The 21,760-nt window shown below is 62.9% G+C and carries 20 protein-coding genes and 1 pseudogene; 11 read left to right on the top strand and 10 right to left on the bottom strand.

Translation table 11 applies throughout. The features are described from left to right. Nucleotides 1-202: pseudogene (locus tag YUU_RS56750) on the bottom strand (transposase); the annotation flags it as partial. A gap of 64 nt (nucleotides 203-266) precedes the next feature. On the opposite strand from YUU_RS56750, the gene YUU_RS52050 reads away from it, so the two are divergent. The 5 genes from YUU_RS52050 to YUU_RS0129170 all read left to right on the top strand — a co-directional run bounded on the left by YUU_RS52050 (nucleotide 267) and on the right by YUU_RS0129170 (nucleotide 5,131). Next, entirely contained in the window at nucleotides 267-773 is a 507-nt protein-coding gene (locus YUU_RS52050; RefSeq protein ID WP_245288119.1) for an ABC transporter permease, read from the top strand. Beyond that, entirely contained in the window at nucleotides 770-1,762 is a 993-nt protein-coding gene (locus YUU_RS0129185; RefSeq protein ID WP_027525564.1) for an ABC transporter ATP-binding protein, read from the top strand. Before YUU_RS52050 ends, YUU_RS0129185 begins: the two co-directional genes overlap by 4 nt. Next, nucleotides 1,759-2,739 carry an ABC transporter ATP-binding protein gene (locus YUU_RS0129180; RefSeq protein WP_027525563.1) on the top strand — a complete coding sequence of 327 codons (981 nt, stop codon included), beginning with the start codon at nucleotides 1,759-1,761 and terminating at the stop codon, nucleotides 2,737-2,739. The genes YUU_RS0129185 and YUU_RS0129180 overlap by 4 nt, the downstream gene beginning before the upstream one ends. A gap of 81 nt (nucleotides 2,740-2,820) precedes the next feature. Next, on the top strand, nucleotides 2,821-3,888 hold the full coding sequence (locus YUU_RS0129175) for an alcohol dehydrogenase (RefSeq protein ID WP_027525562.1): 1,068 nt from the start codon (nucleotides 2,821-2,823) through the stop codon (nucleotides 3,886-3,888). A gap of 163 nt (nucleotides 3,889-4,051) precedes the next feature. Next, the gene (locus tag YUU_RS0129170) at nucleotides 4,052-5,131 is read left to right on the top strand and encodes an isocitrate/isopropylmalate dehydrogenase family protein (RefSeq protein WP_027525561.1); all 1,080 of its coding nucleotides are present in this window, start codon (nucleotides 4,052-4,054) and stop codon (nucleotides 5,129-5,131) included. A 212-nt stretch (nucleotides 5,132-5,343) separates the two neighbouring features. Here the strand turns inward: YUU_RS0129170 and YUU_RS0129165 are convergent, their stop codons facing one another. Further along, nucleotides 5,344-6,537, bottom strand: a complete 1,194-nt coding sequence (locus YUU_RS0129165) for an aspartate kinase (RefSeq protein ID WP_027525560.1) — start codon at nucleotides 6,535-6,537, stop codon at nucleotides 5,344-5,346. A gap of 325 nt (nucleotides 6,538-6,862) precedes the next feature. Between YUU_RS0129165 and YUU_RS62415 the strand changes: the two genes are divergently transcribed. After that, entirely contained in the window at nucleotides 6,863-6,994 is a 132-nt protein-coding gene (locus YUU_RS62415) for a hypothetical protein (protein WP_256375313.1), read from the top strand. A gap of 59 nt (nucleotides 6,995-7,053) precedes the next feature. Here the strand turns inward: YUU_RS62415 and YUU_RS0129155 are convergent, their stop codons facing one another. The 6 genes from YUU_RS0129155 to YUU_RS60390 form a co-directional block, all read right to left on the bottom strand. Beyond that, nucleotides 7,054-7,329, bottom strand: coding sequence for a hypothetical protein (locus YUU_RS0129155; RefSeq protein WP_027525559.1), 276 nt, complete (start codon nucleotides 7,327-7,329; stop codon nucleotides 7,054-7,056). 297 nt (nucleotides 7,330-7,626) lie between these two features. Beyond that, on the bottom strand, nucleotides 7,627-8,448 hold the full coding sequence (locus tag YUU_RS0129150; RefSeq protein WP_027525558.1) for an enoyl-CoA hydratase: 822 nt from the start codon (nucleotides 8,446-8,448) through the stop codon (nucleotides 7,627-7,629). Between the two features lie 245 nt (nucleotides 8,449-8,693). Next, nucleotides 8,694-10,049 (bottom strand): murein L,D-transpeptidase, encoded by a 1,356-nt coding sequence (locus YUU_RS0129145; RefSeq protein ID WP_027525557.1) that lies wholly within the window; start codon nucleotides 10,047-10,049, stop codon nucleotides 8,694-8,696. Nucleotides 10,050-10,428: 379 nt separating this feature from the next. After that, complete coding sequence (locus YUU_RS0129140) at nucleotides 10,429-10,800, bottom strand: helix-turn-helix domain-containing protein (RefSeq protein ID WP_020608151.1); 372 nt, start codon at nucleotides 10,798-10,800, stop codon at nucleotides 10,429-10,431. A gap of 29 nt (nucleotides 10,801-10,829) precedes the next feature. Continuing rightward, nucleotides 10,830-11,873, bottom strand: a complete 1,044-nt coding sequence (locus tag YUU_RS0129135; RefSeq protein ID WP_027525556.1) for a LysR family transcriptional regulator — start codon at nucleotides 11,871-11,873, stop codon at nucleotides 10,830-10,832. 502 nt (nucleotides 11,874-12,375) lie between these two features. After that, nucleotides 12,376-12,645, bottom strand: coding sequence for a hypothetical protein (locus tag YUU_RS60390; protein WP_198031845.1), 270 nt, complete (start codon nucleotides 12,643-12,645; stop codon nucleotides 12,376-12,378). Nucleotides 12,646-12,839: 194 nt separating this feature from the next. On the opposite strand from YUU_RS60390, the gene YUU_RS0129125 reads away from it, so the two are divergent. Continuing rightward, nucleotides 12,840-13,571 carry a cytochrome c biogenesis CcdA family protein gene (locus tag YUU_RS0129125; RefSeq protein ID WP_035663622.1) on the top strand — a complete coding sequence of 244 codons (732 nt, stop codon included), beginning with the start codon at nucleotides 12,840-12,842 and terminating at the stop codon, nucleotides 13,569-13,571. Between the two features lie 9 nt (nucleotides 13,572-13,580). Here the strand turns inward: YUU_RS0129125 and YUU_RS0129120 are convergent, their stop codons facing one another. Continuing rightward, complete coding sequence (locus YUU_RS0129120) at nucleotides 13,581-15,038, bottom strand: sensor histidine kinase (RefSeq protein WP_051389936.1); 1,458 nt, start codon at nucleotides 15,036-15,038, stop codon at nucleotides 13,581-13,583. Nucleotides 15,039-15,373: 335 nt separating this feature from the next. Between YUU_RS0129120 and YUU_RS0129115 the strand changes: the two genes are divergently transcribed. Together YUU_RS0129115 and YUU_RS0129110 are read left to right on the top strand one after the other, a co-directional pair. Further along, the gene (locus tag YUU_RS0129115) at nucleotides 15,374-15,607 is read left to right on the top strand and encodes a hypothetical protein (protein ID WP_027525552.1); all 234 of its coding nucleotides are present in this window, start codon (nucleotides 15,374-15,376) and stop codon (nucleotides 15,605-15,607) included. A gap of 346 nt (nucleotides 15,608-15,953) precedes the next feature. Next, the gene (locus tag YUU_RS0129110) at nucleotides 15,954-17,696 is read left to right on the top strand and encodes a SulP family inorganic anion transporter (RefSeq protein ID WP_027525551.1); all 1,743 of its coding nucleotides are present in this window, start codon (nucleotides 15,954-15,956) and stop codon (nucleotides 17,694-17,696) included. Nucleotides 17,697-17,723: 27 nt separating this feature from the next. On the opposite strand, the gene YUU_RS0129105 is transcribed toward YUU_RS0129110, so the two are convergent. Continuing rightward, entirely contained in the window at nucleotides 17,724-18,998 is a 1,275-nt protein-coding gene (locus YUU_RS0129105) for a serine hydrolase (RefSeq protein WP_027525550.1), read from the bottom strand. Nucleotides 18,999-19,160: 162 nt separating this feature from the next. On the opposite strand from YUU_RS0129105, the gene YUU_RS0129100 reads away from it, so the two are divergent. Next, nucleotides 19,161-20,078: an intradiol ring-cleavage dioxygenase gene (locus YUU_RS0129100; protein ID WP_027525549.1), complete on the top strand. Its 918-nt coding sequence runs from the start codon at nucleotides 19,161-19,163 to the stop codon at nucleotides 20,076-20,078. Between the two features lie 344 nt (nucleotides 20,079-20,422). Beyond that, the gene (locus YUU_RS0129095) at nucleotides 20,423-21,739 is read left to right on the top strand and encodes a CmpA/NrtA family ABC transporter substrate-binding protein (RefSeq protein WP_027525548.1); all 1,317 of its coding nucleotides are present in this window, start codon (nucleotides 20,423-20,425) and stop codon (nucleotides 21,737-21,739) included. Nucleotides 21,740-21,760 lie beyond the last annotated feature (21 nt).

Here is a 21,760-nt window from a genome sequence, read left to right as displayed (position 1 = left end):
GACGTCGCTAGCGCGCGTCGCCATCGGCTGAATGCTCTTGCGGTCTCCTGGACCAATCAGCCCCGCGATATAGGCTGGACACATCCGCGCCCTCGTCTTGTGCCGTAGTGCCGCGACAAACGGCGCTAGCCAGCGATCGAGATCAGCCCGCCAGTCCACGTTCATTGATCGGCCCTCCATGAGCCGACCTCTTATGAATCACGCAAGCACTCTCTTGAGAATCCCAAAAATCTCGCCACCACTAAAAATCTGCCAGAGTAGTGCTAGTGGTCGGCAGCATGGACGTGCTGCTCGCCTTTCCGCCGCTGGTCTTCGCGCTCGCAGTAACTGCCTATCTCGGCCAGTCGATCCCCAATCTCACGTTCATCCTGGGTGTGCTCGGCATTCCCGCTTTCATGCGGGTGGCGCGTGCGTCCACGCTGACGCTGGCGCGGCGCGAATTCGTGATCGCGGCCGAGGCGCTCGGCGCCACGCATGCACGCATCCTGCTGCGCGAGCTGTTGCCGAACGTCATTCTGCCGCTGCTCGCGTTCTTCCTGCTCGCCGTCGCCGTGACCATCGTGGTCGAGGGTGCGCTGTCGTTCCTCGGATTGGGCGTGCCGCCGCCGATGGCGAGTTGGGGCAGCATGATCGGGGAGGGGCGCGAAAGCCTCGATATCGCGCCGCGGCTTGCCTTCCTACCGGCAACCGCGCTGTTCCTCACCGTGCTGGCCTTCAACCTGATCGGCGACACTTTGCGGGCGCTCACCGACCCGCGTCAGGGGGCGCTATGAGCGCACCGTTGCTGTCGATCGAGGACGTCGCGGTCGAGCTGCCGACACCGCGCGGCAATCTGCGTGCGGTGGACCATGTCGATCTTGCGCTGGAGGCGGGCCGCACGCTCGGCATCGTTGGCGAGTCCGGCTGCGGCAAGACCATGCTGTCGCGCGCCATCCTTCAGCTTCTGCCGAAGAAGGCGAAGCTTACCGGACGCGTCATGTTCGACGGCCAGGATCTGGTGCGGCTTGATGCGGAGAGCCTGCGGCGGCTACGTGGGCGCGACCTGGCTGTCGTGTTCCAGGATCCGATGACCTCCCTCAACCCTGTGCTGACCATCGGCACGCAATTGATGGAGACGATCCAGGAGCACCTCGAGCTCGACGCGCCGGCCGCGCGAAAGCGCAGCATCGAGCTGCTCGCGGCCGTCGGCATCCCCGCGCCGGAGCAGCGCCTTGCGCAGTATCCGCATCAATGCTCCGGCGGCATGCGCCAGCGCATCGCGATTGCCATCGCGCTGTCCTGCGAGCCAAAACTCCTGATCGCGGACGAGCCGACCACGGCGCTGGACGTGACCATCCAGGCGCAGATCCTCGATCTCCTGGCGCGCGAGCAGCGCCGTCGCCACATGGCGATGATCCTGATCACCCATGATCTCGGTGTCGTCGCCGGCCGCGCCGACGAGGTCGCGGTGATGTATGCGGGCAGGGTGGTCGAGCGCGCGCCGACGCCTGCGCTCTTCAAGCGGATGCACATGCCCTATACCGAGGCGCTGCTGGCCGCGATCCCGAAGCTCGAGACCGCGCCGCATACGCCGCTTCCGGCGATCTCGGGCCGCCCGCCCGATCCGACCCGACCTCTGCAAGGCTGCTCCTTCGCGCCCCGCTGCCGCTATGCCGCCGGCCGCTGCCATCAGGCGAAGCCGGAACTGACAGGCGCCGAAATGCCTGGGCACCTCTACGCCTGCTTCCATCCGATCCAGATGGCCGAAGGTCTTGACGCATGATGCAGGTCGCCGCCCGCGCGAAGTCCGACGAGCCGCTGTTGAAGGTGGACAATTTGGTCGTTGAGTATGGCCTCGGCAACAAGATTGTGCACGCGGTCTCTGGCGTCAGCCTGGACGTTGCGCGCGGCGAGACGCTGGGGTTGGTCGGCGAGTCCGGCTGCGGAAAGTCGACGCTCGGGCGCGCGGTGCTGCAACTGCGCCGCGCAACGTCCGGTCGTGTGCTGTTCGACGGCGAGGACCTGACGGCCATGCAGGGCGAGCCGCTGCGCAAAATGCGGCGCCGCGTCCAGCTCATCTTCCAGGATCCGATCGCCTCGCTCAATCCGCGCCGGCGCATCGGCGACATCGTCGCAGAGCCCCTGATCATCGCCGGCATCAAGGATGCGGAGAAGCGCACGCAGCTCGTCCACGAGGTCCTGAGCGCGGTCGGCCTCGATCCCGATCTCGTGGTCGGCCGCCTGCCGCATGAGTTCTCCGGTGGCCAGTGCCAGCGCATCTCGATCGCGCGGTCGCTGGTGCTCAATCCCGAATTCATCGTCTGCGACGAGCCGGTCTCGGCGCTCGACGTCTCGATCCGCGCGCAGATCCTCAATCTGCTTGAGGAGATGAAGGCGCGGTTCGGCCTCACGCTGCTGTTCATCGCGCATGATCTGGCGGTGGTCAAAGCCGTCAGCGACCGCGTCGCAGTGATGTATCTCGGACGGCTCTGCGAGGTCGGGCCATCAGAGCAATTGTTCGCGAAGCCCGCGCATCCCTACACGGCGCTGCTGCTCGAGGCCATTCCGGTCCCCGATCCCGACGTGCGGCCCGCCGGGAGTGTCGCCACGGGCGAGCCTCCTTCGCCGATCGCGCCGCCATCCGGTTGCCGCTTTCGCACCCGCTGTCCGCGCGCGGATCAGCGATGCGCAGCGCAGATGCCTGAGCTGCGCGAAGTCGCGCCGGGCCAGCTCGCGGCGTGCCATCATCCGCTGACGTAACCTGAGACAGCGCCGTTTGTTTTGCGCCGCAGGACGTGGCAAGGTTGCGCATGAAAACAAGAATTGAGCGGGAGAGACGCCATGAAGAGCTTCAAGGTCGCCGATTTCAAAGCGCCGCTGAAGGAATTCGACGAGCCGACACCGCAGCCCTCGGGCACGCAGGTGCTGATCAAGGTAAAGGCGGCCGGCGTCTGCCATAGCGACCTGCACATCTGGGAAGGCGGCTATGATCTCGGCCATGGACGCAAGCCGCTCTCGTTGAAGGACCGCGGCATCGCGCTGCCCCTGACGATGGGCCATGAGACGGTCGGAGAGATCCTGGCCTTTGGTCCCGACGTGAAACCGTCGGACCAGGGCGACCTGAACAAGGGCGACGTTGGTCTCGTCTATCCCTGGATCGGGTGCGGCAAATGCGCGACGTGTCTGGCCGGCGACGAGAACATGTGCCTGACGCCGCGCTCGCTCGGCGTCTATTGCGACGGCGGCTATTCCGATCACATGCTGGTGCCGCATCCGCGCTATTTGCTCAATCTCAGGGGGTTAGATCCTGCCACCTCTGCGCCCTACGCCTGCTCCGGCGTCACCACCTACAGCGCGTTGAAAAAGGTCGAGCAGCATTTCGACACGCCGATCGTGATGTTCGGCGCCGGCGGCCTCGGCCTGATGGCGCTGTCGCTGCTCAAGGCTATGGGCGGCAAGGGCGCGATCATGGTCGATATCGATGCCAAGAAGCGCGAGGCGGCCGAGAAGGCCGGCGCCCTCGCCACCGTCGATCCCAAAGCGCCGGATGCGCTGGAGCAACTCGCCAGGAAGGCGGGCGGCCCGATCCGCGCGGTGGTCGATCTCGTCGGCAACGCGGCGACAACGCAGCTCGGCTTTGACTGCCTGACCAAGGGCGGCAAGCTCGTCATCGTCGGCCTGTTCGGTGGCGGCGCCACCTGGGCGCTGCCGCTGATCCCGATCAAGGCGGTGACAATTCAGGGCAGCTATGTCGGCAATTTGCGCGAGACCCAGGAATTGCTCGACCTTGTTCGGTCAAAGAAGGTGCCGCCGATCCCGGTGACGCCATTGCCGCTCAACAAGGCCAACGACGCGCTCGTGCAATTGCAGCAGGGCGCGGTGGTTGGACGCACGGTGCTGACGCCGTAGTGTACGCGCTATCCTCCGCCATTGCGAGCCAACGGGGCCGCGCGGGGCGCGGCCGATGACCGGCTCTGCGAAGCAATCCAGACTGTCTCCGCGGATGCATTTCTGGATTGCTTCGCTTCGCTCGCAATGACAGTGTGGCTCCGGTCTTTGCTCAGGAAATCCCATGTCCGCAAATAACGCGTTCCACATTGCCGTGCTCGCCGGTGACGGCATCGGTCCCGAAGTCATGGCACCGGCGCTGGAGGTGCTGCGCAAGGTCGGCGAGAAGGCAGGGCTCGGCTTCCGCTTCACCGAGGCGCCGGCCGGCGCCAACAATTATCTCGCCACCGGCAAGTCGATGCCTGATACCACGATCAAGCTGTGCGAGGAGGCCGATGCGATCCTGCTCGGCGCCTGCGGGCTGCCGTCGGTGCGCTATCCCGACAATACCGAGATCATGCCTCAGGTCGAGCTGCGCTTTCACTTCGATCTCTATGCCGGCGTGCGCCCGGCGCGCCTCATCCCGGGCGTGCCGAGCCCGATCGTCGGTGCCGATGCGCGCGGCATCGATCTCGTCGTGATCCGCGAGTCCACCGAGGGCCTGTTTGCGTCGATGGGAAAGGGCATCGTCACGCATGAGGACGCACGCGAAACGCTGGTCATTACGCGCAAGACGTCAGAGCGTCTGTTCGAATTCTCCTTCCGTCTGGCCGAGCGGCGCAAGTCGCGGGGTAAGCCGGGCGCGCTCACCTGCGTCGACAAGGCGAATGTGTTCAAGGCCTTTGCCTTCTTCCGCGACATGTTCGACGAGGCGGCGAAGCACCACCCCGCGGTGAAGGCGGATCGCCTCTATGTCGATGCCTGCTCGGCGATGCTGGTGAAGCGACCCTGGGATTTCGACGTCATGGTGATGGAGAACATGTTCGGCGACATCCTCTCCGACCTTACCGCTGGCCTGATCGGCGGCATGGGAATGGCGCCGTCGGCCGACATCGGCGACAAGTATGCCGTGTTCCAGCCTTGCCACGGCACCGCGCCCGACATCATGGGGCAGGGCAAGGCCAATCCCACCGGCATGATCCTGTCGGCCGCGATGATGCTCGACTGGCTCGCTGACAAGCACGGTGTGGAAAGCGCCGCGGAGGCCGGCGAACAAATCGAGCGCGCGGTGGATCAGGTCTATGCCGGCGGCATCAAGCCGATGGAGTTTGGCGGCAGCAACGGCACCGCAGACATCGCGAAAGCGGTGCTTGCCGCGCTCTAGGCTGTTGTATCCAGAATTGTGTCCTGTGATGTCCGCTTGTTCGCGGACAGCGGCTTATTAGCCGATGTCGCTGGAGGTCGCCGAAGGGGTCACGCGCGGACATCCGGGATCACTCAATTCTGGTTCCGATTTACTCTCGGGAGCCGACGCCTCAGCATTGCTTTGGTCAGGGCCCAGAAGGCGACCTCTGGAGCTGCATCGCGGACGCTCGTTTAGATCAGCGAATGCAAAGCTCTGACTGCGGCCTCGCGGCTCTCCACAGGAACAAACAAATTTACCGAATGGGGGGACAGAACATATTTGTCGACGATGATTCCGTGCTGTTTCAGAATCTGAATCGCCTTAAATGGCAAGGCTGAAGAAACGGCGCCGAAGCAAGTGAGGCTCACCGAGCTTAAGGTCTCACGATGTTTACGCAAGTCGTTGCTCCGCTCGAGCGTGCGCAGCAGAGTGTCGAGAGACTCCGAATCGCTAGAAAGCATAATGCGCGTTTTTCCGGCGGCGAAAGCAGAGGCGAGGAGTTGTGGCCAGGACAAGTCGTGTTCTTTGAGATGCTGCGCGAATTTCTCAAAGCCCTGATTGAGATCCGTCGAATCGATCTCTACATGTTCAATGCGCGCCAACGAGTTGACCGCCAGGGCTTTTCCTGTTTCCATTCCGACGACCTCTTTGATCACTTGCGTGCTGTATTCGGCGCCGCCCCATTTCTTGAGACTCAAGACCACGTTTTGGCTTTGTGCCAGCTCCACGCTACGAAAATGCAAAACTTTGGCGCCCCAAAAGCACATTTCGGATAGACACGCGAAATCCAGCCGACGCAATGGCTCTGCATTCGGCACGATGCGCGGATCGGCCGAGCAAACTCCATCGACCTCCTTGATGATTTCGCAGCACTCGGCCTTCAGCGCCGCGGCCATGGCGACCGCAGTGGTGTCACTGCCGCCGCGACCCAACGTGGTGATTTCTTTTGTCACCGGGTTCACGCCCTGAAAGCCCGCCAAAACCACGATTCGTCCGCGACCAAGTTCGTCGAGCACGCGAGTGGGCCGCACATCCAAAATGCGCGCGGACGAATGGGAGTCGTCGGTCATCACTCCGGCCTGACTGCCGGTAAAGCTGATGGCCGGCACACCAAGGTCGGACAGTGCCATGCTCATCAAGGACATGCTGATGCGCTCGCCGGTCGTCAGCAACATATCCAGTTCACGGCGGTTGGGATGCGGGCTTACCTGATAAGCCATCCTGACCAGGTCGTCGGTGGCCTTACCCATCGCTGAAACGATCGCCACGACGCGATAACCACGGCTGCGCAAATCTGCCAGACTACCTGCCACCGCACGGATCTTTGCCGGTGTTTCAAGACAAACGCCGCCGAATTTTTGCACGATGATGGGATTGTTGAGCATGCCGGTTGCAGACAATAACGTGGCAGGACGCCGACGGGTAATCCAGGCTTCTCACCGGATCATAGCACATCTCGATTGGCAGGAGAGCACTGCCCTGCGGCGACGTAGTCAAATGCACGGTTCGGAAAAGCCGCTGAGCTGCTGCCGGCGCACACGCGCCGCATCGCCTGAGGTTAGGTTCAAGAATTGGGCCAAACGGACCGTTTTCCTACGTCGGCTCCTGGAGCAACATCGAGAACGTTCATGACGGCGGGACCTGATCCCTATCGCGCCCAATAGGAACGATCTTCTTCCTCTGCCGTTACGGCGGCGAGGAGGAGTGCCAATGGATGACGACAAGAAGCTGCCGAGCGAGCAAGAGAATACAGAGCGCACAGACGAAGCGCGGAAGATCGTGGAAGAATACGCCGAATCGCAACGTCTGATCGCGGAAAGGCTCCGCAAGAAGATGAACTAGGACAGTCGCCTTAGGCGGGGGTCAACAAGGAAAAGGGGCCCGTTAGGCCCCTCTGTCGATCACCAGCGGCGCCAGTGACGGTGACCCCAGCCCCACGGGCGAGGTCCGAAGCGGCGCGGACCATAGAAGCCGTAGGCGCCATAATAGTTCGGTCGCCAGAAGCAGCGGCCCCAGGGGTTACAGACCCAGCGCACCTGATCGACATTGGCAGCCGGGCCGCTGGCGATACGATCGGCCGGCGGAATGCCATTTGGCATTGCCGCCAGAGCCTGCCCCGACGCGAGCGCAACACCGCCCATGGCCGCCAGGCCAAGCACAGCAAATCTGAGTTTCATCACAATCTCCCTCGTTGGTGCCGAGAGAACCGTCGCGCGATTGGTTGGTTGCAATGTGCGCACAGGTCCGGGAGGAATTTAATCTTCCTGAATATCGGTTCACGTCATCTGACGTGCGAGCGGTTCCAAATCGCGATGCTCTTCACATCGTCATTGCGAGCGTAGCGAAGCAATCCAGAATCTTCCCGCGGAAGCAGCCTGGATTGCTTCGCTGCGCTCGCAATGACGGAGGTTGGAGGGCGAGCGCGAGTCCAACTCGCTCCAGGTGGGCGGCGGCTCCGACCAGAGAGGCAGTCGTCACCGCCCCCGGAACTGCGGCTTGCGCTTTTCCATGAAGGCCTGCCGGCCCTCACGAAAATCTTCGCTGTCCATGCAGGCGGTGCCGATGGCCTTGATCGCGTCCATGTCGCGCTGGCTCTCGTCCTTCAGCACCTGGGAAATGGTGATCTTAGCGGCCTTGATTGCGAGCGGCGCATTCTCGGAAATTGTCTTGGCGATCGCCATGGTCTCGCCCCAGAGCTCATCGTCGGGGATCACGCGTTCTACGAGCCCGATCCGCAGCGCTTCTGCCGCATCGATCCGCATGCCCGTGTACATCAGCAGCCGCGCCCAGGAAGGTCCGACTAGCGAGACCAGGTGGCGCAGGCCGTCATAGCCATAGGCGATGCCGAGCCTTGCCGCGGGGATTCCGAACTGGCTGCTCGCTGCGGCGATGCGGATATCGGCGAGCATTGCGACCTGCATGCCGCCGCCGAGGCAAAAGCCCTGGATGCAGGCGATCGTCGGCTTGGGGTAGTCTGCGAGCAGCGCCCGCTGCGCGGCGCTGCGCTTCGCGTAGTCTTCGGAGGCTGCCGCGTTGTGGCGCTGCTTCTCGAACTGGCTGATATCGGCGCCCGACACGAAAGCCTTGCCGCCGGCGCCGCGCAGGATCACCACGCGCACCGCGTCATCGTCGCGCAAGCTCGTCAGCGCCTCGCCAAATCCCTCCCACATCTCGAGCGACATCGCATTGCGCTTGTCGGGATTGTTGAAGATGATCACGCCGACGCCGTCGGTGGACGATTTTAGGATCTTGCCGTCGGCGTAGGACGTGTCAGTCGTGTTGGACGTATCCGGCATCGCTCACCCGCTTGTCGTTGGCGGGAGCAATGTGCGGCAGGCGCTGTGGCAAGGTCAACCGTCGCGGGCCCAGTCTTGGACAGGCCACGGTTGTCTTTTCGTGGATTGCGCGATGATCGACTATTGCCCCTGACTTGCCCGACGTGTCAAGCGCATTTCGCTAAATCCGTAGTCGATCGGCAGTCGTCTCGGCTACTTTGCATGGGGTTGTTTTTCAGATTTTGGTTCGAGCGGCCATACCGCGCCTACTGCGCCATATGCGCGGTCAGCGGGTGGTTGGCGGCAATGCCGAAGAACGCAGCCTCCTCGGCGGTCGCCTCCAGCAATTGCTCGTCCTGGTTATAGACGTCGTTGCGGAACTGGATGGTCTGGTCCTTGGTCATCCATGCCGTGAGATAGATCCAGGCCACTGGCACCTTCTTGGCCATTGTGACTTCCAGGTGTTGCCCGGTGGCAATCTCGGCGTCGATCGCGGCGCGGTTCCACTTCGGCTGGTCCTTGAGCAGCCAGGCCGCGAGATCGCGGACATTGTCGACGCGCGAGCAACCGTGGGAATCGAAGCGATAGTCGTCGCTGAACAGATTGCGCTGGTTGGTGTCGTGCATGTAGACCGAATAGGAGTTCGGCATGTCGATCTTGACCGCGCCGAGCGCGTTGAACGTGCCGTTCTGCTGGCGCACGGTGAAGTTCGGCGTGTGCGTGCCCGACCAGTCGACCGAATGCGGATCGATCGGATTGTCGTGGCCGTCGAGCACCTCCATATGCATGCGCGACAAATAGGTCGGATCTTTCCGCATATGCGCGGAGATTTCGGTCTTGGCGATCGAGGAGGGCACGGTCCAGGTCGGATTGAGGACGACGCCGGTGATCTCGGCCGTCAGCGTCGGCGACGGCTTCTCGGTCTTGCCGACGATCACACGATAGCGCCGCACCACGACGTCGTTCTCGACTGCCTCGGCAAAGGCCGCGGGGATGTTGACCACGACATAGCGTTGCCCGAAGCCGAAGTTGGTGTTCTGGAGCCGCTCCAGCGACGCCTCGAGCTGCCGGATGCGCTTTTGCACCGAGACGTTCATGGCCGCGATCGTGCGCGGTGTCATCGTGCCGGTCGATGCCAGACCATGGCGCGCCTGGAAGCGCTTCACGGCCTCAGTCAGATCCTGGTCGAAGGCGCCGCTTGCCTTGTCGTCGGCGAGGTCGCCGGAGGCGATCAGGCGCTTGCGCAGCAGCTCGTCATTGGGCCCCTGCGTGCCAGCTGCGAACTTCGCATCCGCTGGAAGCGTCGGCCAGCCGCCGCGCACGGCGAGGTCGGAGTAGCTCAGCGCGGCGTCCTTGATCCGCTGGGCCGAACCTTCGTCGAAGGTCGGCTCATGCGACAGCGCAAGCGCGGCGGCTGAGCGTGACTCCGGGGTCGAGGCAGGCGTTGTAGCGGCCTTCGGCGCCGCCGTGTGGGCCGGATTGGCCGTCGCGGGCGTCGTGCCGGCCGGCGCTCCGGCAGCGGGCCTTGCGGGGCCGGCCTGGCCGGTGGTTTCGGTTTGCGCAAGAGCCGACGCGCTCGCGAACAGGCCAACCGCAACGATCATCGCTTGGCGCTTCAACATGTCTCTGATCTTCCCCTTGGAAAGTCGAGGCCCGGACGGGCGCTCGCGTGATGGTCTTGCAATAGTGCCGCGGGCGCGGCTTTCGGCGATTCGCGAGGCGGCGGCAGGCTAGGGCATGGGGATTGCGGTCCGATTAAACGCAGGCGTCCCGGCCCATCCCCCTTCGATTTGGTCGTTCGACGGCTCGGATCGGTTCGTGAAAAACGCGCCGGAAACGGACGAAAAGCAGCAAGGGGACCCGTTCAGAAGGAGGCCCCAAAAAAGCAAAAGCCGCGCGTCCGGCGCGCGGCGAAGTCCCGTCCAATCCAGCCGCGCCCCCGCGACGCGGCGGATTGAACATCAAGTCCGATGGACGGCCGACTGCCCAGCCGTCGATCGCTCAGCTTTCGTTCGCCGCGATCGATTCCATCAGCGAGACGAGCTGACGCTGCACCGTCTGGTCCTTGATCTTGCTGTAGGCGCGCAGCAGCCGGAGGCTGAAGGCGCTGTCGAGGAACAGAAGGCTCTCGACTTCGCGCGCCTTGTTGTCGCCGTCATAGAAGAAGGTGACGGGCACGTCGAGCGCCGAAGCGATCTGCTGCAGACGGGCCGCGCCGACACGATTGACGCCCTTTTCATACTTCTGGACCTGCTGGAAGCTGACGCCCAGCTTCTCGCCAAGCTCAGCCTGCGAGATTTTCATCTCGACGCGCCGCAACCTGATCCGTTTGCCAAGCTCAATGTCCGGCTTGCCGGCACTGCGCTGCTTCATTCTCTTCGCCGCTGTTTTCATACTTTTTCTCACCGTTCTTCGGTTGAAAATCCCCCGAAGAGTTGGGTCAGGGGTTCGCCCATGTACACTTCCTTGAATTCGCGCGGATGCACGAATTCATCCTTGAACCACGGGAAGCGAGCCGGATTGAAGGCTTCGATCAGCCAGTCAATCATGTGCCGCACCCTTGGAATCCGGCCGCTACCTGGATGGTAGGACAACCAGATATCCAGCGGTCGGTTCAACGCGACCTCCAGTGGTATCAACTTCCCGCCGAGCGCGATGGCATAGCTCGGGAATACGCCGATTCCGGCACCGTTCGCGACAGCCCAGTAGTTGGCGCTTGAGACGTTGGTCTTCATGACCAGAAGGTCACGCTCCGCAACGCCCGGGAAGAAGCTCTCGAATGTTTCCTTGGCCGCGATCTGGTCGGCGAATTGCAGCACCAGGCGGTGCTTGATCAATTCGTGAGCCGTGCGCGGCGCGCCATGTTTCTGAATGTATCTTTCGGCCGCCCAGAACATCAGGTGCATGCGGCCGAGCCGCACTAGCTTGATGTCGAGCGCTGAGGGGCGCGACAGATGGATGGCGACATCGGCCTCGTGCCGGGAGACATCGGCCGAGCGCATCGCGCAGTGCAGGTCGACGAGGATGTTGGGATAGCTCTGCTGGAATTCGACCAGCCGCGGCGCCAGCCAGAAGGTGCCGAGTCCCTCGGTGACCGCGACCCGAACCTCGCCGGACGTGCCGGCGAGCGTGTCGCTGGCGCGCAGCACGTCGAAGGTCGCGGCCTCCATCCGCTCTACGGCCGAGACCACCATCGCTCCTTCGTCGGTCAAACGGGTGCCGTGCACGTCCCGGGTGAACAGGGTGGCGCCGATCTGGCGCTCGAAATCGTCGATCTTCCGACGGACGGCATTGATGGAGAGCGAAAGGCGCTCGGCCGCTGAGCGGAAGCTGCCGCAACGTACGACCTCAAGGAATATCCTGGCCGCATCCCAATCCGAGAGGCCGCCGAGGAGTGCTTTCTGGCGTTCTTCCAGAGGAACGCCCCTTTCCGCCATGAGGTGCATACAAGTCCTTTCAGCTGGCTAAACTGGCAGAATCTTGGGCAAACCACAACCACGGCGGGTTGCGGGGGTGGCGAGTTTTTAACGCCATACTTACCGTGTCGTGGGAGGTATTGGAGTGCGCCAGGGGCTGGGAATCGGGCAGTCGATCGTCCGGATGAGGGGTGTCGCGTGCGTTCAGTTGCGAGCCTTGAGAACACTGCGTGGATATCGGGCTCTCCGAAATCGGAGGGCATGGGTCGCAAGTCCGGCTTGGCGCCCGTCTTTCGATTGTCCCTCGCAGAACCAACATTGCCGAAAAATCCAATTATGCTGACGCGCCGTGCTCTGGCGGTCACGCAAAGCTTTTCTTGCAAGGGAACTGCGATTTTCGGGCCCGGACGCGCTGAAATCGTGTTCGAAGGCTTGGATTCGTCGTGCTATCTTCGCCCGCAACTAGGGGCCGCGGGGATCGTTGCCATTCATTCTCACAGGTTGAACTAACGAAAGAACTCCGGTGTCGCATTCAGATGAACAATTGCAGTCGGTGCTCGAAACGCTCGAGGAGTGCCGTCGGGTTCTCGGTGAGAACCAGGTCCGCGAGACGGTCGATTTGCTCTCGATCGCAATTCTCGATTTGCGGATGAAACTCAAAGGCGTCGACAATACCGAGCTTCGGGCGTTGTGCGACGAAATGCTGCGGGGCGCTGCCAGCGAATCCGCCTCCCGTTCCAAGCAGACGCAGGACCAGCCCCGGCGTCCGCTGCTCCGCGTGGTGAAATAACCGCGCCGCCATCTCTCGCATCCGCGAGATTTGTGCGTGTCCCGATGCCGCATCTGTGATCACAGGCGGCATCGGGAGGAGCCTTGGTTTCCCCCACCTCTGTTGCGCATTGCCCTGCATCGGTTACACCAAGGGCTGTTAGGCCCAAATTCCGGCGCGCTTCCCCTTGCGCGCGGTGCGGGCCTTGAGATGGCCCCGACTGCATCATGCAAAATGTTTCGATCACGGCGGCGCTGCTTGCCGGCTTCGTCAGCTTCCTCTCGCCCTGCGTTCTGCCCCTGGTTCCGCCCTATCTGATCTATCTGACCGGCGCCACGATCGAGCACGTCGAGAGCAACGAGAAGCCGTCCGCCTCCAGGCGCGCGGTCATGATGTCGGCGCTGCTGTTCGTGCTTGGCTTCTCGACCATCTTCATTGCGCTGGGCGCCAGCGCCTCCCTGATCGGCAGCGTGATCCGCGCCTGGTCGGCCGAGCTCTCGATCCTCGCCGGCGTCGTCATCATCGTGATGGGCCTGCACTTCCTCGGTTTGACGCGTATCAGCCTGTTGATGCGGGAAGGGCGGCTGCCGATCCCCAAGCCGGTCGGCCTGTGGGGCGCCTATATCATGGGGCTTGCCTTCGCCTTCGGCTGGACGCCGTGCATCGGGCCGATCCTCGCTGCGATCCTCTCGATCGCCGCTGCGGAGGCGACGGTGACCAAGGGAGCCGGCCTGCTAGCGGTCTATTCCGCGGGGCTCGGCATTCCCTTCCTGATTGCAGCACTCCTGATCGAGCAGTTCTCGGCGCTGTTCGCGCGCCTGAAGGGCCATCTCGTCAACGTCGAGCGTGCCATGGGCGTGCTGATGGTGATCACCGGAATTTTCTTTCTCACCGGAGCGATCAGCAACATGAGCATCTGGCTGCTCGAGACCTTTCCGGTGCTCCAGAGCATCGGCTAGGACCGGTCGCTACCGCGGCCCGTCCAGCGCGCAGCTAATCGTGTAGACGACGCCGCGCGGCAGGAAGTCCACCGTCGCTTCGCCGCCGAGCTGATCGCGTGCGCTGCGCTCGATCAGGCGGGAGCCGAAGCCGCGTTGCACGGGAGCCGACACAGGCGGACCGCCGCGCTCGGTCCAGATCAGCCGCAGCCGCGGCTTGGGCATAACCGCGGTGACCTCCCAGTCCAGCGCAACCGTTCCGGTCTCGTTGGACAGCGCGCCGTACTTGGCGGCATTGGTCGCCATCTCGTGCACGATCATCGACAGCACGACGGCGAGGCGCGGCGACAGCGGCACCGCTGGTCCGTTCATCCGGATGCGGTCCGGATTGTTCAGCAAGAACGGGTCCAGTGCGCGGGCAACGACCTCCTTCAGATCGGAGCCCTGCCACTTCTCCTGGCTGAGGAGATTGTGCGCTTCCGCAAGCGCGCCGAGGCGCCCCTCGAACTTGGTGCGCTCGTCGCGGCTTGCGCTGCGGAACGACTGCACCGCGATCGCCTGCATCAAGGCGAGGGTATTCTTGACGCGATGGTTGAGCTCTTCAATGAGCAAATTATGCAGCATTTCGCCGCGCGCGATGGTGGCGGCCATCCGCAGGGCAAAGCCAAGCCCGGTCAGGAGCAGCACGCCGCCGATCAGGCTCGTGATCGCGATGTTGCGCCAGAGCGGCGCGACCAGCGAGCTTTCGGCGACGCCGGCAGCAACCGTCCAGCCTGTCAGCCGCGACCGCGTATAGGCAGCACTGAGCGGAACGTTGTCGAGCGAGACCGCCGACAAGGACGCCTCGCCCTTGCGGAACATCTCGTCATAGAGCGACGACGTGGCGCGCTTGCCGAACGTGTCGCCCGGGTTGGGCGCGCGTGCGAACACGATGCCCTTGCTGTCCAGCAGCGACACCGTCCAGTGTTCGTCGGGCCGTTGCTTCTCGACCAGCGTCTGGAAGATGTCGAGCGGCGGGCTGAAGGTGAGAGCGTAGATCACCTCGCCGTCGCGCAGCACGGGGACTTCCACGGTGACGACCTGGCGCTGCTTGATCGCGCCGCGGAACAGGTCGGAATATTGCGGCAACCTGGTTGCGAAGACCTTCTCCACGATTTCGGTGTTGTTGCGCTGTGGCAGGCCCGCGGTGTCCTCTGTGACCGAGGAGAACAACAGCCGTCCCTGGCGGTCCGAGACCAGCACGACGCCATCCTTGCCGTACTGGTCGAGAAAGCCTGAGGCGATGCGGCGAAAGCCTTGGAAGTCGCCGCTGCGCAGCGCGTCGGTGAGCGCGAGCACCTGCAAGCCCCCGGTCATCCGCTGCACCTCGGCATCGAGCACCAGGCGTATGCTGCGCACCGTTTCCAGCACGCGGCGGTTCGCATCGCTGCGGTCCTGTGCGTAATTGTAGAAGACGATGCCGACGGCGAAGACGATCAAGGGCAGCATCGTCCCCATGACGAGGAGCGCGAGCCGTACGGGCAGTGTGAACTTTGACAACGCGGGCGCCCTGGTTCCGGCGCGACGCCGCCGGATCATGCAGGAGCATACGGGCAGCGTCCGCGTTGCGCCACGGGTTTTCCATTTTGTCGAGAAATCCCGGTCGAGCGATTTTGCACCGCATTCCGCGTCCAGATCGGAGATTGAACTTCGCGCTGCTGAACGTTCACGACGGTTCGTTCATTGCGAAATGATCCCTAGGGAAACATTGGCAAAGGAACGATCTGCCAGTTTTTCCTGTTGTCGAATTGCCGAAACCAAAAGGTTCGGCAAGGAGAGGAACAATGAAACTGAGGATCGCAACCGCGGCGGTGATGATCGCTGCCTTCGTCGCGCCGGCGTTGGCGGCCGACGAGTTCTACGTCGTCCAGGACGTCAAGACGAAGAAATGCACCGTCGTCGACAAGAAGCCGACGGAATCGTCGATGACCGTCGTCGGTCCGGCCGGCACTGTCTACAAGTCGCGCACCGAGGCCGAGACCGGCATGAAGACCGTCAAGGTCTGCACGTCGAACTGAGGGAGGTCACGATGCCACCAGTCTTCATCCTCTGGGCCGTGCCCGCTGTTCTCGTGATCGGTGGCGGTATTTATCTGATTGGTCACATGCACTGAGGCCGACACGTCAGGGCCACGGCGAGAATTCGCCGAGGCCCTTTTCTCGTGACCAGGCAATTCTGCAGATTGCTCTCGGTGATTGCGCAGCGGCGGATGCCGGTGCGTCGGATTTTGCACCGCATTCTGTTTCGTCACTCGCGTGACACCGCGCCACTGTTCAGCCTGCCAAGGGCGTATTAGCCTGCGCTGGATTCCAACCTCGCTGATCGCGGCCAACGAGCCCAGGCCGGGTTTGGGAGCGAGCGCCAATGAAGCATTGGATCCACTGGCTGCCGGGGCTCGACACACTCCGTCGATATGAGGCAGCGTGGCTTCGGCACGATATCTTCGCCGGAATTGTCCTCGCGACAATGCTGGTCCCGGTCGGAATCGCCTACGCCGCGGCATCGGGGTTGCCCGGCATCTATGGTCTGTACGCAACGATCGTGCCGCTACTAGTCTACGCGTTGTTTGGCCCAAGCCGCATTCTCGTCCTTGGCCCGGACTCCGCTCTGGCAGGGGTTATCCTGGGCGTTGTCGCTCCGTTGTCCGGTGGTGATCCCCTGCGGGCCGCGACGCTCGCGGGCATGATGGCGATCGTTTCAGGGATGGTCTGCATTCTGGCGGGTCTCGCGCGCCTGGGCTTTGTGACCGAGCTTCTCTCCAAGCCGATACGCTACGGTTACATGAACGGAATCGCGTTGACCGTATTGATCAGCCAGCTGCCGAAGCTCATGGGCTTCTCGATTGAGAGCGAAGGACCTCTGCGAAGTCTGTTGGCGATCGGCGGCGCAATTCACGATGGGCGGACAAACTGGGTCGCGTTTGGGATCGGGCTCGGCACGTTGATCGTGATCCTGCTTCTCAGGAACAGCAAGCGGCTCCCGGGCATTCTGATAGCGGTCCTTGGCGCGACGGTTGTCGTCGGCGCGCTGGGTCTCGCAGCGCCTTATGACGTGAAGGTCCTGGGTCCCCTTCCTCAGGGGCTGCCCGGCTTCGTCGTTCCCTGGATCAGCTACGGTGACATGGTCCCTGTGCTGGTCGGAGGTTGCGCAATAGCGCTGATATCATTTGCAGATACCAGCGTGCTTTCACGGGCCTATGCGGCACGATTGGGGACGCCGGTCGACCCTAACCAGGAGTTGGTGGGCCTCGGCGTCGCCAATCTGGCGACCGGCTTTTTTCAGGGGTTCTCGATCAGCAGCAGCAGTTCGCGCACACCCGTTGCGGAAGCTGCCGGTGCGCGCACCCAGCTCACCAGCGTCGTTGGCGCGCTTGCCATCGTCGTGCTGTTGCTGGCGGCGCCAAACCTCCTTCAGCATTTGCCGAGCGCGGCATTGGCCGCTGTGGTCATCACCTCGGCGATCGGCTTGATCGAGGTGGCCGATCTGAAACGAATCTATCGCATTCAGCGGTGGGAGTTTTGGTTGGCGATCGTCTGCTTTGTCGGTGTGGCAGTGCTCGGGGTAATTCCAGGAATAGGGCTGGCAATCGCGATCGCCATTGCCGAGTTCCTCTGGGACGGTTGGCGCCCGCATTCTGCCGTATTGGGGCGCGCCCACGGCGTCAAAGGCTATCACGACATCACAAGATATCCGGATGCACGCCGAATCCCCGGGCTTGTCCTGTTTCGATGGGATGCGCCTCTGTTCTTTGCCAACGCCGAATTCTTCAAGGAACGCATTCTGCATGCCATAGCGACATCGCCGACGCCCGTACGCTGGCTGGTCGTTGCAGCAGAGCCGGTCACGAGCGTAGACGTCACAGCCTGCGACATGGTCGCCGAACTCGATGAAGCGCTGCACACGCAGGGGATCGAGCTGTGCTTTGCCGAGCTCAAGGACCCTGTCAAGGACAAGCTGAAGCGATTTGGCTTGTTCGCGCAGCTAGGCGAGAAATACTTCTTCCCAACCATCGGGGTCGCGGTGTCTCGTTATCTCGAGATCAACGACGTGGCGTGGGAGGACTGGGAGGACAAGGCCGAGGATGGAGCGAACGGGCCTCCGCGTTGAAGCGCCGAAGCCCGCCCAATGGTGCGGTTACAGATTGCTCTCGGTGATCGCCGCGTAGACCATGCTGCGCAGCTCGCGCCGGATCGGATAGGCGCTCGACGGCAGCACCTGCGTCATGAAGATCGTGATCAGCTCCTCGGCGGGGTCGATCCAGAACGAGGTCGTGGCCGCGCCACCCCAATTGTACTCGCCAGGGCTGCCGGCGATCAGCGTCTCTGCCGGCCGCATGGTCACGGCGAAGCCGAGGCCGAAGCCGATGCCATTGTAGGTCGCCTCAGAGAACAGCGAGCGGGACACGTCGGGCAGTGTGCGTCCGCCCGGAATGTGGTTGGTCGTCATCAACGCCAGCGTCTTCGGCCCGATCAGCCTGACACCGCCGAGTTCGCCGCCATTGAGCAGCGCGCGGCAGAAGGTGAGGTAGTCGGCGACTGTTGAGCACAATCCGCCGCCGCCGGAGATGAAGTCTGGGGGCGACAGGAACGAGCTCGTCATCGGGTCGTCCTGGAGCGTCAGGCCCTGGCGGCGTTGGCCGGCATGGAAGGTCATGCTGCCTTGCGGGTCAGCGGAATAGCAGGCCGCGAAGCGATGCGCCTTGGAGGCTGGCACGTGGAAATCGGTGTCGGTCATGCCGAGCGGATCGAGGATGCGCTGCTTCAAGAACTGCTCGAAGGGCACGCCCGAGATCTTGCCGATGAGATAGCCGATCACGTCGGTGGAGACGGAGTAGTTCCAGGCATCGCCAGGCGAGAACTCCAGCGGGATCTTGGTCAGCCCCTCGATCATGGTCTGCAGCGTGCCGGCCTTCTCGACCTCGCCGATCTTCTGCTCGCGATAGGCGGCATCGACATTGGAGCGCTGCTGGAAACCGTAGGTCAGCCCCGAGGTGTGCCTCAGGAGGTCGACGATCTGCATCGGCCGTGACGGCGGCCGGGTCAGGAACGCAGGGTTCGTGCCGGCAACGAAGACGCCGAGGTCCTTCCATTCCGGAATGTATTTGGCGACGGGCTCGTCGATCGCGACGAGGCCTTCCTCGACCAGCATCATGAAGGCGACGCTGGTGAGCGGCTTGGCCATGGAATAGATGCGGTAGATGGTGTCGTCCTTGACTGGCACCTCGCGCTCGACATCGGCAAAGCCAAGCACCGAGCGGTGGGCGATCTTGCCGCGGCGATAGATCAGGAGCTGCGTTCCCGGGAAGCGGCCGGCATCGATATACCGGTTCTTCAGATGCGCATCGACGCGGTCGAGCGCGGCCTTGGACATGCCGACGGATTCGGGCGAGGCGGGGGTGGGGGCGAGCATCGGAAACTTTCCTCCGGAGTGTTCTTGTGAGGACGTGATAGCCGAAATGAGGACCCTATTCCAAGCCGGTCGCGCTTAACGCGGCCTCCCCGACTGGTGTAGGCTCCGCGGCGGAACGCCGTCAGGCCAAATAACGAGAAAATCGGACAGCGGGAAAGAGAAATGACCCAATTCAACGAGACCGAGCTCACGGAAGCCGTCGTCAATAGCTTCGACAACACGCCCAATCCGCGTGCAAAATTCCTGCTCCAGGAATTGGTGAAGTCGCTGCACGATTACGTGAGCAAGACCGGTCTCACCTTCGAGGAATGGGACTATGCGATCGATTTCCTGACCCGCACCGGCCAGAAGTGCACCGATACCCGCCAGGAGTTCATTCTGCTATCCGACGTGCTCGGCGTCTCCATGCTGGTCGACGCGGTGAACCACCGCGACCGCGACGGCGCCACCGAGACGACGGTGCTCGGTCCTTTCTATGTCGGTGAGCACAAGGTGACCGCACATGGCACCGACATCTCGCCTCATAACGTGACCGGCGAGAAGATGTTCGTTCAGAGCCGCGTCACGGATCTGAACGGCAAGCCCCTCGCGAACGTTCCCGTCGACGTCTGGCACGCCGACGACGATGGTTTCTACGATTCCCAGAAGCCGAACTACGACGAGATCGGCGCCTCGGCGCGGGCGCGCTTCGTCACCGATTCCGACGGTCGCTTCTTCTTCCGCACCATTCTGCCGTGCAGCTATCCGATTCCGACCGATGGTCCGGTGGGCGAGATGATCGTGCAGACCAACCGCCACCCGATGCGCCCCGCGCACGTGCACTTCCTGGTCAACGCCAAGGGCTATGAGCCCCTGATCACCCACGTCTTCATCGGCGGCGACAAATATCTCGATTCCGACGTGGTGTTCGGGGTCAAGGACGAACTGATCGCCAAGGTCGAGAAACGCGCTGATCCGGCGATGCCCGACGGCGGCAAGGCGGCCGCGCCCTGGCACCTGATGACCTATGAATTCCGCCTCAAGCCGGGTAGCGGTTTGGCCCCCAAGCCGCTCGGGGTGAAGGCCGCGGAGCACGCCTGAGCACGGCCTCTCCAGCGCCTGCCTAGTTTATGTGCGGCGCACAAAAGCTGTGCAGACCGCAAACTCCGCGTGCGGAACAGATGCCTGCGACATCTGTTCCCATGCTTTAATGCCTTGAGTTTTAAGACAGATTCGGCTCGTTCCGCTTGGCACAAAGCTTGAATAGTTTGTGTCGACGCCATTGATGCCGTCCCGCGAGACTGTTCATCCGAATTTGCCGACGCCACCAGACGGGGGTTTCTCCCGCCATGCGTTCGCATGCGCCAATGGCGGCGTCACCGGACCGACGGGCTCGTGTGCACTGACGCACCGCTTCTGCAACGACGCAAAGGACGACACGACCTATGACCAAGCGCATTCGCCGCCCCTCCGAGAGCGGCCTCAGCCGCCGTCAACTGTTGAAGGCGACCGGCAGCACCGCCGCACTTCTCGCCACCGCCAAGCTGAATTTCCCCGCCGGTGCCTTCGCCCAAGATGCAGGCCCCGAGGTCAAAGGCGCCAAGCTCGGCTTCATCGCGCTGACCGACGCGACCCCGCTGTTCGTTGCCAAGGAGAAAGGCATCTTCGCCAAGTATGGCATGCCTGACGTCGAGGTGCAGAAGCAGGCCTCTTGGGGCACGACGCGCGACAACCTCGTGCTCGGCTCCGAAGGTAACGGTATCGACGGCGCGCACATCCTCACGCCGATGCCCTATCTGATCTCCGCCGGCAAGGTGACGCAGAACAATCAGCCGACGCCGATGTACATTCTGGCGCGACTCAATCTGAACGGTCAGTGCATCTCGGTCGCCAAGGAATATGCCGACATCAAGGTCGGCATCGACACTGCGCCGTTCAAGGTCGCACTGGAGAAGAAGAAGGCCTCCGGCAAGGCCGTGAAGGCCGCGATGACCTTCCCCGGGGGTACGCACGACCTCTGGATCCGCTATTGGCTCGCCGCCGGCGGCATCGATCCCGACAAGGACATCGAAACCATCGTCGTGCCGCCTCCGCAAATGGTCGCCAACATGAAGGTTGGCACCATGGATTGCTTCTGCGTCTGCGAGCCCTGGAATCTCCAGCTCATTCATCAGGAGATCGGCTACACCGCCATCACCACCGGCGAGCTGTGGGACAAGCATCCGGAAAAATCGTTCGGCATGCGCGCCGCTTTCGTCGACAAGTATCCGAAGGCGACGAAGGCGCTGTTGATGGCCGTCATGGAAGCCCAGCAGTGGGCGGAGAAGGTCGAGAACCGCGAGGAAGCAGCGACGATCTGCGCCAAGCGCCAATGGATCAACTGCCCGGTCGAGGACGTCACCGACCGCATGAAGGGCAAGTTCGACTACGGCACAGGCCGTATCGTCGAGAACTCGCCGCAGCAGATGCGTTTCTGGAAGGACAACGCGTCCTATCCGTTCCAGAGCCACGATCTCTGGTTCCTCACCGAGGATATCCGCTGGGGCAAGTACGAGCCTAGCTTCGACACCAAGGCGCTGATCGCCAAGGTCAACCGCGAGGACCTCTGGAAGGACGCCGCCAAGACGCTCGGGGTAGCAAGCTCCGACATCCCGGCGTCCACCTCGCGCGGCAAGGAGACCTTCTTCGACGGCAAGGTGTTCGATCCGGAAAATCCGGCCGCCTATCTGAAGTCGCTCGCGATCAAGCGCGTCGAAGTCTGATAGCTCCCGCGGCCGCCCATG

This window comes from Bradyrhizobium sp. Ec3.3, assembly GCF_000472925.1.
GTDB lineage: Bacteria > Pseudomonadota > Alphaproteobacteria > Rhizobiales > Xanthobacteraceae > Bradyrhizobium.
This window is presented reverse-complemented; position numbering and strand designations above follow the sequence as displayed.